The 16,358-nt window shown below is 42.5% G+C and carries 9 protein-coding genes; 6 read left to right on the top strand and 3 right to left on the bottom strand.

The annotated features are described in order from the left end of the window. Positions 1-1,168, top strand: a 1,168-nt coding sequence (locus ACYQ0C_RS17150) for a SusC/RagA family TonB-linked outer membrane protein (protein WP_459976818.1), incomplete at its 5' end; no start/stop codon positions are given. Positions 1,169-1,183: 15 nt separating this feature from the next. Next, entirely contained in the window at positions 1,184-2,824 is a 1,641-nt protein-coding gene (locus ACYQ0C_RS17145) for a RagB/SusD family nutrient uptake outer membrane protein (protein ID WP_016278642.1), read from the top strand. Between the two features lie 116 nt (positions 2,825-2,940). Here ACYQ0C_RS17145 and ACYQ0C_RS17135 read toward each other — a convergent pair whose 3' ends face one another. Then, the gene (locus tag ACYQ0C_RS17135; protein WP_016278641.1) at positions 2,941-4,062 is read right to left on the bottom strand and encodes an AAA family ATPase; all 1,122 of its coding nucleotides are present in this window, start codon (positions 4,060-4,062) and stop codon (positions 2,941-2,943) included. 287 nt (positions 4,063-4,349) lie between these two features. Between ACYQ0C_RS17135 and ACYQ0C_RS17130 the strand changes: the two genes are divergently transcribed. Both ACYQ0C_RS17130 and ACYQ0C_RS17125 read left to right on the top strand, forming a co-directional pair. Then, complete coding sequence (locus tag ACYQ0C_RS17130; RefSeq protein WP_016278640.1) at positions 4,350-7,295, top strand: SusC/RagA family TonB-linked outer membrane protein; 2,946 nt, start codon at positions 4,350-4,352, stop codon at positions 7,293-7,295. A 12-nt stretch (positions 7,296-7,307) separates the two neighbouring features. Then, positions 7,308-8,804 carry a RagB/SusD family nutrient uptake outer membrane protein gene (locus ACYQ0C_RS17125; RefSeq protein WP_025077303.1) on the top strand — a complete coding sequence of 499 codons (1,497 nt, stop codon included), beginning with the start codon at positions 7,308-7,310 and terminating at the stop codon, positions 8,802-8,804. A 1,262-nt stretch (positions 8,805-10,066) separates the two neighbouring features. Here the strand turns inward: ACYQ0C_RS17125 and ACYQ0C_RS17120 are convergent. Together ACYQ0C_RS17120 and ACYQ0C_RS17115 are read right to left on the bottom strand one after the other, a co-directional pair. Further along, positions 10,067-10,972: an IS3 family transposase gene (locus ACYQ0C_RS17120; RefSeq protein WP_016274975.1), complete on the bottom strand. Its 906-nt coding sequence runs from the start codon at positions 10,970-10,972 to the stop codon at positions 10,067-10,069. Further along, positions 10,969-11,484: a hypothetical protein gene (locus tag ACYQ0C_RS17115; protein WP_244964557.1), complete on the bottom strand. Its 516-nt coding sequence runs from the start codon at positions 11,482-11,484 to the stop codon at positions 10,969-10,971. Before ACYQ0C_RS17115 ends, ACYQ0C_RS17120 begins: the two co-directional genes overlap by 4 nt. A 78-nt stretch (positions 11,485-11,562) precedes the next feature. Here ACYQ0C_RS17115 and ACYQ0C_RS17110 point away from each other — a divergent pair, with 78 nt between their 5' ends. Together ACYQ0C_RS17110 and ACYQ0C_RS17105 are read left to right on the top strand one after the other, a co-directional pair. Next, entirely contained in the window at positions 11,563-13,191 is a 1,629-nt protein-coding gene (locus ACYQ0C_RS17110) for a VapE domain-containing protein (RefSeq protein ID WP_016275383.1), read from the top strand. Positions 13,192-13,368: 177 nt separating this feature from the next. After that, positions 13,369-16,347, top strand: coding sequence for a SusC/RagA family TonB-linked outer membrane protein (locus tag ACYQ0C_RS17105; RefSeq protein WP_262890827.1), 2,979 nt, complete (start codon positions 13,369-13,371; stop codon positions 16,345-16,347). Positions 16,348-16,358: the final 11 nt, after the last annotated feature.

Raw genomic sequence — 16,358 nt, 5'->3', positions numbered from 1 at the left:
TCAGAAATGGGCTGATTTCATTAAATTTAAAGTCAGCTACGGTATTCAAGGTAATGATGATTTGCTTTTCAATGATGTATATGGCAGCAAGAACTATTATCCATACCAGGATCAATATAATGTGGTAGAGAATAATGGAGATTTTGCGGTAAATATGTCCTATAAAGGAAATCCGGATATTACATGGGAAACTTCATATTCTTTTAATGCCGGTTTTGATTTTAACTTGTTTAAGGGTTTGCTGAATGGTAGTATAGAATATTTCAGCCGTAAAACAACGGATATGTTGTATTACATGCCGGTTTCTCCTTCCAATGGCTATGCGGTATATCCGAAGAATGTGGGTTCTATTCGTAATAGCGGAATTGAAATAGACTTGAATTCAGACATCATCAAGACTAAAAACGTGCAATGGAATGTATTTTTGAATGCGACTTCGGTTAAAAACAAGATCTTAGAGCTTGCTCCGGAACTGAATGGAGAGCTGATATCCGGCTCTACTATCTATAAAGAGGGAAAATCCATGTATCAACGTTACTATCGCAAGTATGCAGGAGTAAATGATGAAGGTGTGGCATTGTATTATATGGATGTGAAAGATGAAAAAGGTAATGTTACAGGACGGGAAACCACTACCGAATGGAATAAAGCAACCCGATATGAGACAGGTGACTTGTTGCCGGATGTGTATGGTGGCTTCGGTACGACTGTTTCAGCATACGGTTTTGATTTTTCTATTTCTTGTGCTTATCAGTTGGGCGGTAAATTGTTTGATAGCGGTTACCAGTCATTGATGCACAACGGAAGTGCGGCTTCTGCCGGTCAGAACTGGCACAAAGATATCTTGAACTCATGGTCGGAGAGCAATAAAGGTAGCAATATACCCCGTTTGAATGGAAATGATACTTATGCTAACTCTGCTTCAGACAGATTCTTGATCAGTTCGAATTATCTGGATCTTACTAATATTACATTGGGTTATACATTCCCCAAGGCGTGGGTGACCAAATTACAGTTGTCTAATTTACGCATTTATTTTGCAGCCGACAATGTGGCTCTGCTGTCAAAACGTAAAGGACTTGACCCTCGTCAGTCATATACCAGCGCTAATGCTATGACTTATTCACCTGTACGAACATTGTCTGGTGGTATTAAATTAACATTTTAATTAAAAGTTAGAAATATGAAACTATATAAATATTTATATCTCCTTCCATCTTTTGCATTTATGGTAACATCCTGCGATCTGGATGAAATACCTGAAGGAGGCACGATCACCTCTGATCAAAAAGATGAAATACAGTCAAAAGACCCTTCGAAGCTGAAAGCGGATGTAATAGGATTGTCCTCAAACCTGATTAAATATAATTCTATCGGAGAATGGTATGGTGGTACGGCTCACTTCGATTTTGGTTTTGCGTCAGCCTGCATGATGTATGATACGAGCGGAATGGATATGCCTTCTGAAGATACGGGTTATAACTGGTACCGTTCTCAGCTGCGCATGACTGACAGAACGGAAACAGGTACCAATACTTATTACTTCTGGAATTTGTTCTACAGTGAAATAAAAATGGCGAATGACATTCTAAAAGTAGCAACAGCTGATGTGGAGGATAAGGCTTTGAAGCAATACCGTGGACAGGCCTTGGCTACTCGTGCCTGGAGTTATTTAAATTTGGTGCAAATTTATCAGTTTACTTATAAAGGACACGAGAATGCTCCGGCTGTGCCTATTGTAACAGAAGAAACGACTGGTGAACAGGCTGCCAGCAATCCGCGCGCTACGGTTGCTGCCGTATATGATCTGATCATGAAAGATCTGACAGACGCAATAGGGTTACTGACTGCTGACCGCGATTCAAAAGACCAGGTAAATATAAATGTGGCATACGGTTTGCGGGCACGCGCCAATTTGTTGATGCAAAATTGGCAGGATGCTGCTACGGATGCTGAAAAAGCAATGGAAGGTTATACCCCTTATAGCAGAAATGATGTATCCAAGCCTTCTTTTAATGACAGCAATGCGTCTTCATGGATTTGGGGAAATGTGGTTACAGAAACCAATGATATCGTTCAAAGTGGTATCTTGAATTTTCCTTCGCACATGTGTTCTTTTACCGGAAATGGTTACGCTCCGGGGTATGCGGGCCGTTATATCAACAGCAAGTTGTATAGTCAGATACCCGATACGGACGTCCGCAAAGGATGGTGGGCGCTAGGAGATCCTGTATATGATGAAAACAATAAGCTGTTGGGATATGACTTTACAGGAAAATGCCCTAATGTAGATTGGACCTGGAAGTATAATTATCAAGGTGTTGACTATAACATTGCTGACTGGCTGGGATGGCAGGCTCCTTATTTGAATGTTAAATTTGGTCCCTATCAAAATGTCTACAATAATGCTACCAATGCTTGTGACTTCCCGATGATGCGTGCGGAAGAAATGATTTTGATTAAGGCTGAGGCGCAGGCCATGGCGGGGAATGTGTCCGGAGCTAAATCGACATTGGAGAATTTTGTAAAGAACTATCGTGATCCTTCTTATGTTTGCTCTGCATCTTCGGCAGAGGCTTTACAAGATGAGATCTGGTTTCAACGTCGTGTCGAATTGTGGGGAGAAGGATTTTCTTTCTTTGATATGATGCGTTTGAAGAAACCTATGGACAGAACAGGGGCGAATTATGCATCAAATGTGGCATTTAATCTGCCTGCAGAATCGCAGATATTCTTGTGGCTGATTCCGGAAGATGAAATCAATAATAATAGTGGAATATCTAAAGACGACAACAATCCGGTTGTCAGTGTTCCGACAGCATAATGAGTTAAACATTAATCTGTAATAGAAAGAGTCCGGTATTTAACCGGGCTCTTTCCTTTTAACGGAGATTTTACTTTGATATTGTTATCGTATTCAATATAATGTTCGGGGGGGCTTTACAGCCGTTTCAGCCAGCGTTCAAAAAAACGGTCATAAACACTATATACACCTAACTCAGCAGTGACAAAATCTTTTTCCAGTAACCCTTTCAGTGCTCCTTGCACACTGCTTGCCGTCAGTTTGTAAGTATGGAGAAATCTGGAAGAGGTGACTTCTTTTATCTTGCCTTCCTTGCAGATGGCCATCAGCACCTCCTTTTGCTTTGGTGGAAGTTGATAGAGTAAAGAAGAATAGGTAAAATCCATTTGTGACAAAATCTCATCCAATGTCAATTGGATCTTTCCAACCGTACAGGTCTCTTTTTCCATGGTATCCGCATAGAGGAAATTCATGACAAACTGGATATACCAAGTGGTACCGTCAAACAGCCGGTATACTTCTTCAATAGTATCTTTATTGATTTTCTTTCCATTCTCTATAAAATGCCGTTCAATGAAAGCAGCATAGTTTTCGAATCCTATGGGCTTTAAATCCAAAATGGTAGTACTTTGATAGAAAGGGCGTGAAGGACTGGTGAATATTTCTCCCATCATGTGCCGCTGAGAACCTGAATAGATGAAACAGGCATTGGTGCAATGCTGTATATAAGTCCTTAGCGTGGCTTCTATATTTTTCTCGGGATATTTGGCTATCACCTGGAATTCATCTATGGCGATCAGGCAAATTCTGTCTGCCTTCTTCAAGTAACTGAAAATCTCGTCCAATGTTACTGAAGGACTCTTTATGTCTCCCATTTCCAGGTTCCAACTGGGATTGCCCGTCTCATCAAAGGTTATTCCGGTACGAAGGGAAGATAAAGTGGATAAAAATGTTTCCCATATTTTCTTCCCTTGAGGTTTCAGTCCTTGCAATATACTCTTACCGAATTCAAAGACAAATTCTTGCAGATTCTTGGTAGCGTAAATATCTATCAGGAAAGTGTAATAGTTGTTTTTTACTTCCGGCTGGTGGAAACAATGGTCTATCAGCCCTGTCTTTCCCAAACGCCGGGGAGAAATGAGAGCTACATTGTTTCCGTTGGTGATCTGCTTTGTCAGAAAACGCGTTTCTTCTATCCGGTCACAGAAATACTTCTCCGAACGGTAACCGCTTGTTATAAAAGGATTCATTTTTACCATAGCCGCATACTTTTCCACAAAAGTAATTATAATCTTATTATAATGCAATTATTATAATATGTTTTGATTTTGTTAATAAGACAGGTGTTCAATCATTTCTGACAAGAAGGTAATTTGACTCAAAATACGTCTATAAGAGCGACATGCTTTCTGTTAGTATATAAGTGAGAATTTAGTAGAAATATAGTAGAATGGAGAGGAAAATAAAAAGGGAAGAAGCTATCTGGAAGCATTGTCTGTTCCTTTTTGACAAGTGAAGGTTCGTTTGTAAAGTATTAATTATTAAATTGTTAGATTTTAATTTTAGTTCCGCAAAGACTTTGGTGGTTTCGTTTATTGGGATGGCTACTCAGGAAGTGGGTATTAAACAGACTGTTCATATCGTTTTGAAATCTGATGCAGAGATGCTTGACGATGTAGTGGTTGTGGCATACGGTACTGCGAAAAAATCATCTTTTACAGGTTCAGCAGCTGCCGTTAGTGGAGAAAAAATAGCAAAAATGCAAGTTTCTTCAGTTTCTAAAGCTTTGGAAGGTGCAGCAGCTGGTGTACAAGTAATCAATACCAGCGGACAGCCTGGAGAAAATGCAAAAATAAGAATCCGTGGTATTGGATCTTTTAGTGCCTCGTCGGCTCCTTTGTATGTCGTTGATGGTATGCCTTATGATGAAGAGTCTGTTAATGCATTGAATCCTGCCGATATTGAAAGCATGTCTATATTAAAAGATGCTGCGTCTGCAGCCCTTTATGGTTCACGTGCTGCAAACGGTGTTGTGATGATTACTACCAAAAAAGGTATGGTAGACAAGTCCAAAGTTACTCTTGATGCACGCTGGGGAGTAAATACTCGTGGTGTCCCTGAATATGATATCATGAAAGATCAAAAAGAATACGTACTGACAGCTTGGAATACGTTGAAAAATCAATCTACAGGCGCGGAAGCTTCTGAAGGATTGATCGGCAGCATTGGTTACAATCCTTTTATCGGTGTAGCTAATAATGCTATGGTTTCAGCTGATGGTGTAGTTAGTTCTGCTGCTCTCCGTCATAATGACGATTGGGCTGATGCCGCATTGCATAATGGTATGCGCCAGGAATATAATTTGAGTTTGCAAGGTGGTAATGCCAAGACAACTCATTTTTTATCATTGGGATATTTGAAGGATGAAGGAATTTTAAGGCATACTGACTTCGAACGTATTTCAGCACGTGCCAACATTAATCATACTGTAAACAAATTTATTGACGTCAATGGTAATTTGGCTTATGCAAGAGCAGAAAAAAATGCAGGCCAGTCGCAAAATGCCAGTCTGACTAATTATTCTAATGCTTTTATGTTTACTCAGCAGATCGCTCCCATCTATCCTGTATATGCGTATGACGAAAACGGAAGTCGCATATATGACGAAGATGGCAACACTGTTTATGATTTTGGTGATGGTACATACAGTACACGTATGGGTGGTTTCAGCAATCAGAATATTGCAGCCAACTCTGGATTGGATGTACATCAGACATTGAATGACAACTTTAATGGTCGTGGTACTATCAATATTAATATTATTGATGGTTTAAAGGCGACCGCTAATATTGGTTATGATTTGATGAACCAGATCCGTACAGACCACATGAATCAATTGTATGGAGATGCTGCTAAAGTGAATGGTCGTACTTACAAATACAATCAACGTATTGAATCATTTACAGCAAATCAACTTTTAACCTATAACAAATCGTTCGGCCATCATAATATTGACATAATGGCGGGTCACGAATCTTATTCATATACACTGAAGTATCAGTATACTCATAAATATAATTTTTATACTATTGGGAATCCTGAGTTCAACAATGCTATAACTATGAGTGATATGGAATCATACACGCAAGAACATAGCATGGAAAGTTTCTTCGGACGTGTAAACTATGATTTTGATAACAAATATTATCTGTCTGCAAGTATTCGTTCGGATGAATCCTCCAAATTCCATCCTGACCATCGCCGTGGTACTTTTTGGTCTGTCGGAGGGTCTTGGAGATTGACCCAGGAAGAGTTTTTGAAAGATGTGGAATGGTTATCCAATCTTAAACTGAAAGCAAGTTATGGAACACAAGGTAATGATGGAATTCTTGATATAAATGGTTATGTAGTCTATCAGCCATATTTGAAACAATATTCTGTAACCAATAATAACGGAGATTTCTCTGTAGTCGAAACTTATCGTGGAAATAAAGACCTGACTTGGGAAAAAAGCAAAAACTTGAATATTGGTTTGGAAGCTGGCTTTTTTAATAACCGTTTGAAACTAGAAACTGAATACTTCTTGAAGAAGAGTTCGGACATGTTGTACAATATGCCTTATCCTATTTCTTCTGGTATTTCTTACGTTCCGATGAACTTGTTGGATATGCAGAATAAGGGTATTGAATTTACTATTTCTGCCACTCCGATTCAAACAAAAGATTTTACATGGAATCTTTCTTTTAACGGTACACACTATAGCAATAAGATATTGAATCTTCCGGAAGACAAAAGAGAGAACGGAATCATTCATGGTACCGCTTCTTTATTCCGCTTGATGGAAGGAGGCTCCATCTATGATCTTTATACCTATGAATATGCAGGTGTTAATCCGGAGACAGGTGCGGCACAATGGTATATGGATGAGAAAGATGCTAATGGCAAAGTGATCGGAAAAACTGTGACAGAAGATTATACTCAGGCAAGTAAATATGAACTGGGTTCTACTTTGCCCGACTTCCAAGGAGGTATCTCAACTGATTTTGTATACAAAGGAATCGATCTGTCTATAGCTGCAAACTTTCAAATAGGTGGAAAGATATATGACAGCATGTATTCTTCTTTCATGCATGCGGGAAGCAATATGGGCAACAACTGGCACAAGGATATCTTGGATGCCTGGACTCCGGAAAACAAAAATACAAATGTACCTATAATGGACGGTGCGCAAAATAGCAACAGTCAGTCTTCACGTTTCTTGACGAATGCATCATTCTTCAATATCCGTAATATTTCATTAGGATATACTTTCCCGAAAGAATGGATGAAAGCAATATCAGCAAGCAGTGCACGTATTTACGTATCTGCCGATAATGTAGCTTTATTCTCTAAACGTAAAGGTATGGATCCACGCCAATATGCTTATGGATATTCGGCTGCCAACTATTCTGCGATTCGTACTTTATCATTCGGCATTAATTTGAACTTTTAAAAGAATAGAATTATGAAATATACAAAATATTTAGCAATATTGGCTGCAGCACTTATGATGGGGTCTTGTAGCGATGACTTTTTGGACAAGGAGCCTTCAGAAAATGCATCAGAAGACCAAATTAAGGATTTGCTTGACAAAGATCCTACAGCTATTCAAGCATACATTACAGGATATTACAAAAATATGTTTGCTCCGGAAGCACAGCAAAGTCATGATGACTTCGGATTAAAAGCGTTTGAATTGGCTACGGACTTGATGGGGGGTGATATGGCGTATATGACTTCACACTTCTTCGTATATGATTATCTGCTTGACAACCGTGCCTCAAGTTATCGTCGTACTACCACTTACTGGCAAGAACTGTATGCTGTAATCAGTGGTGCGAATGAAGTAATCGGCGGTCTGAAAGAACAAGAGGGCAGCGGTGATGAGAGTGTTGAGAAGATGTTGGGACAAAGTTACGCCATACGTGCTTACTGCTATTTTTGGTTAATAAACATGTACCAACAACCTTATGAATGGAATAAAGATAAATTAGGTATTCCTATTTATACCGAATCTGAAACCAAATTGAATCGTATTCCTGTAGGTGAGGTCTATGAACAGATACTGAGCGATATAGACAAAGGATATAATTATTTGAAAGGAAAAGGTATATCCAAGAAAGATGAATTGAATGAATATGCAGCAGCTGCCATTTATGCAAACATCCTTTCATTTGTCAATGATTATCCCGATCAATGGAATGAAGTTGCCAAATACGCAAAATTGGCTATTGAAGGTGGGTCACTGATGAGTGAAAAAGAATTACTTTCCGGCTTTAATGACCTTTCTTTGAGCGAAGTGTTATGGGGGGCTGATATTAATGGTGAAACGAATACATTTTACGCTTCATTCATGAGTCAAGTTGATCCTTACGGTCCGGGCTATGGTGGTAGTTTAGGAAATTACAAAATGATTTCCAGTGATTTGTATGAAAAGATTTCAGACAAAGACATTCGTAAGAAATGGTTTGGAGTTGATTTTGGAGAAACAAATACTCATTATAAAGTAAGACAATATGTGCAGCGCAAATTTATTGATGTAGGTTCTACCGCACCTGGTTTTACTCCTACAGGTGATACTTTCTGCTCTGATTATATTTATTTGCGTACCGGTGAAATGTATTTTGTCGCAGCAGAAGCATTATATAGGGCAGGAAAAGAAAGTGAAGCAAAAACAATGCTGACTACGATTATGAAAACTCGTAATCCGGAATACGAAACATCCGCAACAAGTGATGCGCTTTTACAAGAAATTGAACTTCAAAAGCGTATTGAAATGTGGGGTGAAGGTCGTCGTTTGTTTGACATGAAACGTCGTCATGAAAGTTTGGATAGAACACATGCGATTAATCATAGTGCGATTGCTCCAAAGGAAGTCCCTGCCGGTAGCAAATTGTTCATTTATCAAATTCCTGATAAAGAGTTGAATGCCAATAGTGAGATTACTGATAAAAATGAATAATTACTGATAAATCTATAATAAAAAGATGTCTGGTAATAAAGGGCACTGAAATAGTTCATACTTTTCAAGCGCCCTCGGCTGAAACCTTAAAATCAAAAGTTCGCCAAGTCCATATTCACGGATTTGGCGATTTTTTTTCCGAGGGTTGAAAAGTCGATATATAGCAGTAGTGGCTTTAACGTGGCCAAAATCACTTTTTATGAAGTTTAATCAATTGGATTACAGCCAAATCGGAAGACCCTCCATTAAGATGGTCCTCTATATTATGATTTGAAGTGCCGTATCGATAATAAATTAGAGTTCAATACATTGACAATCCTCTGTTCATTAGCATGTAGGGATGCTGAGATTATCTTCATATTAAATGACTCAGCGATAAAAGCCGGTTGTTCCTTTTCTCCTTTCATCTACAGCTGAAACGCCCTGTCCATAGGCGTTCCGGCTATGAAGGGGCTCCTGTCATTGCCCTGTCAGCCTCCTTTCAGCCTGCTCTTTCACATTTTTTGTGAAGGGACAAAACGATACGGGCTGAAATGGAAGTGAGGGGAAGTGGTTTCAGCTTTAACCGGCTGATTTTCTGTGCATATTACATAAGATGACAGGATGAGGGGAAAAGGGAGCGTATCGGATTAGTGGGGGAGTAATACACGGAACAGACCAGGTCTGTAAGCTGAACAGGCTAAGTCTGTACGTTGAACAGGCTAAGTCTGTACGTTGAACAGGCTAAGTCTGTGCACTGAACAAGCTGGCGTGTTTTAAAAACGTATAGTTGTTTTTTAAAAGCCTGAAGATGTTTTCTTAAAAGTTGAAGGCGTATTTTTTAAAGCTCAAGGTGTATTTTAAAAACATAAAGGCGTATTCAACAATAACATTAGTAACGTATAAGCCCCGACATTAGTAACGTGTCAGCCCACACGTACATAAGCATCGGGGCACACATACGCAAGCATCGGCTTACACATACGTATGTATTGCGCCCTGCATCCATTGAATTTTGCCCCAAGTTGACTTATACTGAAAATGGTTGTTACTTTTCGAGGCTGGTTACTAAATACGTTGTTATTTTTAGTTACTCCTTACTAAACAGGTTGTCTATTTTCGCTTTTTCCAACTAACGAAGTTGTTATACACGAAAACAATGGACAATCCTAATTGTTTTCAGTTCTCGGTAAAAGTCAATAGGGTTCGATACCCTATTGACTTTTGTGGGACAATGGCATAAACCGTCATGTCTCCAGTTCTCGGTGTTACAAATATACCATTTATTTGTCATCTGCCCTCTTTTTCCCTTCTTTTTTCCACATGCACTTTCCCGGCACCTCTCCATAGTATACATCCATCGGTTTCTTCATTCCGATACTCATATGCGGTCGTCCGTTGTTATAGAAGTCTATCATCTGGGCAATCTGCTGTCTTGCGTCATCCTCATCCTTGAACAGGGACATGCCATATATCCATTCACATTTCAATATCCCGTTCATCCGTTCGGCTACCGCATTGTCGGTCGGTTTGTAGCTTTCAGTCATGCTTATGCGTATGTGATGTCCGGTTAGGACATTGACATACGCATCACAGGCGTACTGGGAACCACGGTCAGAGTGGTGGATTGTACCGCAGAGGTTGCCGCCGCCGCTTTCCGATATTGCCTGTTCAAGTGCCTGTATCGTATAATCGGCCTGGAGTCCGGGGGCGAGCACCCATCCCAGGACGGCATGCGAATATGTGTCCGTAATGAGATGTAGGTAACATACCCCTCCTTCAATCCAGATATAAGTGATATCGCTCACCCAAATATGGTTCGGGTATTGTGCCGTTATGCCTTTGGTCAGATTCGGATATTTCTTGTACAGATGGTTGGAATCCGTCGTATGCCGCGGCTTTTTGGGAGGCAGCATGAGATGACGGGAACGAAGCAGGTTGAGAAAGGTATCCCGACCGCCAATCAACCCACTGCCATAAACAGAACGGAGTTCGTTATAGAGCTTCAGACCACCGATTCCGGGGGCCTTGGAACGGTAATATTGGACAAAGGAAAGCATGGTGTCTTGTATCTGTCTGCGTGAAACAAGCGTCTTCTTTTTTTTGTAATAGGCCTGGGGAGTCATGCCAAACAGTCCGCAAAGAGTTTTCACGCTAATGCGGGGAAACTCTTTGCGAAGCCCTGTCACTGCCTGGCACCATCTTTTTTTAAGATGGAAATACCCTCTTCTTTTTCTGTCAGCTCAATCAATTTCTGAAAGGCGCGGGAACGCAATTTCTCCGTTTCCAAAGCCTTCTTAAGACGCAAATTCTCTTCCTCCAGAATTTGTTCTCTTGATTTAGAATCATTCTTCATTTGACCTTGTGATATTGGTTCGGAAGACAAAGATAGTAATTCCGAATCAATTGGATAGCACTTCTGCCAACGGCTAATATAAGTATTACTCGTTAGCCCCCATTTTTTCGCAGTAGAATTCTTTGACAAACCACTTGCATAATAATCTCTGAGAACTTCTAATTTGAAACTCTCAGAATAATTCTTACGATGAAATTTAGACATAATATTTCTTTTTTTATGCCTCTTTTTAAGTGTCAACCTATACCAGTGTAAGACAAATCTTGCAGCAAGCTCCATTGAATCATGCACCAAGTCCCATCGGATCTTGCCCCAAGTTTCATCGAATCCTGCACCAAGTTCCATACCCTATTACCCGCCCCTCTTGACAAACGCCTTTTTATGTTGTATATTTGTAGTTTGCCAAACTAAAAAAAGTAACCTATGAATGTATTCGCCACTCTCAAAACAGTCTTCTTCGGAAGCAAATTCCTGTCAAGCCCTGTTCCCACCGAGGGAACATTGCGCCGTGATCTCGTATCCGCCCTCAACGGAGTGATGCCGCTTTGCCGCACTATCCCCGGTGTGCGTCTGGCACTGGATATCCGCGAGGGGCAGCTGGCTCTGGTACTGAACTGGACTCCGCGCACCGACGGGAAGGCACCCACGGGCAGTTACCACTACATCGTGTCAGGCGAAGACGGAGTGAGAGAAGTGACCGGATCACAGGTGCTCCTCGCTGAAAACGGCAAGGACAACCTGCCGGAAAATGTGGACGTTTCCCACAAACGGCCGGCAGCCTCAACCGAAAAAGCAAAGGAACATTCCGCCCATACGAAAGACGTTCAAAAGAAAACGGAACAAGCACCCTCGGAAGATACCGGCAGGAAGGCGAAATCACGTACCCTGATGCAGGAGGTGACCGCTTTCCTCACCTCCCGCTACCGTTTCCGCTTCAATGTCCTTACCGAGGAAACCGAGGTGGCAAACATAGAAAACATAACAGACATAGCAAACGACATTCCCGACACCCACCTGCGCTACACCAAGGTGGACGAGCGATGGATGAACTCGCTCAGTATGGAAGCCATCGAAACAGGCATAGACTGCTGGGACAGGGACATCCAACGCTTTGTGCGCTCGCGCCGCATCAGCGAATACCATCCCTTCACCGCCTACTTTGAGCACCTCCCCGAATGGGACGGAACGGACCGGGTATCCGCACTCGCCCGCCGGGTGTCCGAAGACCCGGTATGGGTGAACGGTTTCCACCGCTGGATGCTGGGGCTCTCCGCCCAATGGATGCAGCTTAATCCGGATAATAACCGCGCCAACAGTGTGGCCCCCCTGCTGGTGAGCAGCCGTCAGGGACTGGGGAAAAGTACGTTCTGCCGCCTGCTGATGCCCGATACGCTGAAAGCCTACTACACGGAAAGTTACGACCTCAGCTCCCCGGCATCCGCCGAAGCCAGACTGGCCGCCTACGGCCTGATCAACCTGGATGAGTTTGACAAACTAGGCGCATCCAAAATGCCCTTGCTGAAGAACCTGATGCAGGCCTCCGCACTGAACATCCGCAAGGCCTACAAACGCAGTGCATCGGCACTTCCCCGCATCGCCTCGTTCATCGGCACCAGCAACCGGGAGGACCTGCTGGTGGACCGTACCGGCTCACGACGCTTCCTCTGTGTCAGCCTGGAACACGCCATAGACTGCGCCACGCCCGTAGAGCACAAGCAGCTGTACGCCCAGCTCAAGGCGGAGCTTCTGTCCGGTGAGCGAAGCTGGTTCAACAAGGAAGAGGAACAAGCCATGCAGCAGCACAACGCACTGTTCTACAAGCACATACCCGAAGAGGAAGTATTCCGCCTCTGCTTCCGTTTTGCCACCGAAGAGGACCATCCGCAGGAAGTGCTGACCCTTTCCGCCACCCAGTTGTTCGAGCGCATGAAAGCCGCCCATCCTTCGGTCATGAGGGGCATGACCGCCTACAGCCTGAGCCGTATCCTGCCCCAGCTGGGCGAACGGGTGCATACCGCCAAGGGGAATGTGTACCGCGTGGTGGCATGTTAAACATTTAAGCCATATACGAATTTTATAAAGGTTAATTTAGTGAAATGATATCAACACAATCTCATTTTATGGTAGAATTATGGTAGAAATAACTTGTAGGTTATGGCGTTATAACCCCGTGGAGTGTATGTTGGCATAATATGATAGAGTTGATAATTATTTGATAATCAGCGTACTATATATTTTTCTAGTTCCGCAAAGACTTTGGTGATTTCATTTATCGGAATGACAAGCCAAGAGGTGGGCGTTAAAGCGAATGTGAGCGTGGTGTTGAAGTCTGACACAGAAATACTTGATGAAGTAGTGGTGACTGCATACGGAACATCTAAAAAAGGAACTTTTACCGGTTCGGCAGGTGTGATGAAAGCCGATAAAATAGAGCAACGTCAGGTATCTAATGTATCTCAAGCTTTGTCTGGTGCTGTTGCCGGTGTACAGGTGCAAAGTTCTAATGGGCAGCCGGGTACATCTGCAACGGTTCGTATCCGTGGTATCGGTTCTATCAACGCAGGCACAGATCCCTTGTACGTAGTGGACGGTATACCTTTTGACGGAGACCTCTCTTCTATCAATACAGCTGATATTGAGTCTATTACTGTACTGAAAGATGCGGCTTCTACCGCCCTTTATGGTGCGCGTGGTGCCAATGGTATCATTATGGTAACTACCAAAAAAGGTAAGATGGGTAAGGCAACGGTTAATTTTGACGCAAAATGGGGCTCAAACAGCCGTGCCGTTAAAAACTATGATGTATTAGAAAGCGCGCAAGAGTATCTGGAAAGAGAATATAGCGCTATTTATAACACGGGTCTGTATAATTTGAATTATGATGCGGCAAAGGCTAATGCGTATGCCAACAGTGCCATTACTACCAAAACAAATGGTGGTAACGGATATCAGATTTACACATTGCCCGAAGGTCAGTCTCTGATTGGGATGGATGGCAGACTGAACCCGAATGCAACATTGGGCTACAATGATGGAAAACACTATTTTACACCTGACAACTGGTCGGATATTATGTTCAATCCTACCTTGCGTCAGGAATATAACTTGTCTGTTTCGGGAAGTACAGACCGCAATAACTTTTATGTGTCACTGGGCTATCTGGACGATGGCGGACTGGTTTCCGGTTCAGGATTTGAACGTACTTCCGGACGTGTGAGAGATGATTATCAAGTGAATAAATGGTTGAAAGTGGGAGTGAACGCAAGCTTCAACTATTCTAAAAGTTTCTATCCGGGTGATCAGACTGCCAGTGCTTCATCTGGTAATGCTTTTATGATGGCAAACTGGATCGCTCCTGTTTATCCGATGTATGTACGTGACGCTCAAGGGAATATAATGACAAACAAAGGTCGGCAGGTGTTTGACTACGGTACAGTGAAAGATGCGGGCCGTGACCGTTCGTTCATGTCTATTTCCAATCCGGCCGGACAGTTGGCTTATGATAAGACTGAATACTTGATGGATATTTTGAATGCCAACTGGTATGCCGAAATCACTCCGCTGGCAGGTTTGACCCTGGCCGCTCGTTATGGTTTCTCCATTGACAACACGCGTTATCACGCTTTGCAGAATGCTTATATGGGCCAGTTTGCTTCCATGGGTGGAGCGGTCACTCAAAGACAGGAACGCACTTCCGGATTCAACCAGCAGTATTCGGCAAATTATCAGTTCACATTGAAAGAACATCATCATTTTGACTTGTCTGCCATCTATGACGGATATACTTATAAATATGAACGTGTAAGCGCATCGGGTAGTTACTTGTATAATCCAGAGGATTTCTTTGTCGATAATGCGGCCAAACAGAAAAATGGTGGCGGTTATGGTCACGAGCGTGCCAGCATCGGCTATATTGGACGTGTGAACTATAGCTATGACGACAAGTATATTGCCAATGTCTCCTTCCGTCGTGACGGCTCTTCACGTTTTGCTCCCGAAAACAGATGGGGTAACTTCTGGTCGGCCAGTGCTGCCTGGATGTTGACCAAGGAGGAATTCATGAATAAATTCGAATGGGTGAATATGTTGAAACTGAAAGCTTCTTTCGGCCAGCAGGGTAATGACGCCATCGGCAATAACTACGCTTGGCAAGACCAGTTTACAATTACCGGTTCTGATTCCGGATGGGCTGACGGTACATTGTACTATAAAGGTAATCCCGATTTGTCTTGGGAAACTTCCACCTCTTATAATATCGGTGTGGATTTTGCCTTGTTCGGCAATAGTCTGAGTGGTACCATTGAATACTTTGGACGTAAATCCAGCGATATGCTTTATTACAAGCCGGTAGCCGGCAGTATGGGATATACTCAAATCCCGATGAACATCGGCTCAATGACTAACTCGGGTATCGAGATTGATTTGAACTATGATATCATCAACCGTAAGAATATCACATGGAATGTGAATCTGAACGCTACTTCTGTAAAGAATAAGATTAACGAGTTGCATCCCGACTTGAACGGCCGCTTGATTGACGGCACTCGTATTTATGAAGAAGGAGAGTCTATGTATCGTTTGTACTTGCCGGAATGGGCGGGTGTCAATCCAGAAAACGGTGTCGCTCAATACTGGGCGAAAGATGAGGACGGAAACCGTATCAAGACAGAAGACTTGAACATCGCCAACAAATACAAAGTGACTACAGGCGATTTGCTGCCTGATGTATATGGAGGTTTGGGTACCAGTGTAAATGCATTTGGCTTTGACGCCTCTATCCAGTTGGCCTATCAGTTGGGCGGTGAGATCAGAGACTATGGATATCAGATGTTGATGCACAATGGATATACAAGCAGCGCCGGACGAAACTGGCACACTGATATCCGTGACGCATGGACTCCTGAAAACCGCAATACGGATGTTCCTCGTATGAGTGCGTCGGATAAATACGCCAACAGTACTTCTACCCGTTTTATGGTAAGTTCTGACTATCTGGCTATCAATAACATTACAGTGGGTTATACTCTGCCCAGACATATTGTAAACAAAATGGGATTGAGCAAGGTGCGCGTTTACTTCAGCGGAGACAACCTGGGCATGCTGACAGCCCGTAAGGGACTTGACCCCCGCCAAGGCTTCACTTCTGCCTCAACTGCCACTTATACTGCTATCCGTACCCTTTCGGGAGGTATCAGCTTAAGCTTTTAATTAATTGTAAA

This window comes from Phocaeicola sartorii JCM 17136 = DSM 21941, from assembly GCF_054653615.1.
The sequence above is the reverse complement of the archived record's forward strand: the minus strand, read 5'-3'. Positions and strand labels throughout refer to the sequence as shown.

Coding starts and splice junctions, on each gene's coding strand:
- ACYQ0C_RS17145 (WP_016278642.1), top strand. CDS start 1,184: ATGAAACTATATAAATATTTATATCTCCTTCCATCTTTTGCATTTATG.
- ACYQ0C_RS17135 (WP_016278641.1), bottom strand. CDS start 4,062: ATGGTAAAAATGAATCCTTTTATAACAAGCGGTTACCGTTCGGAGAAG.
- ACYQ0C_RS17125 (WP_025077303.1), top strand. CDS start 7,308: ATGAAATATACAAAATATTTAGCAATATTGGCTGCAGCACTTATGATG.
- ACYQ0C_RS17115 (WP_244964557.1), bottom strand. CDS start 11,484: ATGGAACTTGGTGCAGGATTCGATGAAACTTGGGGCAAGATCCGATGG.
- ACYQ0C_RS17110 (WP_016275383.1), top strand. CDS start 11,563: ATGAATGTATTCGCCACTCTCAAAACAGTCTTCTTCGGAAGCAAATTC.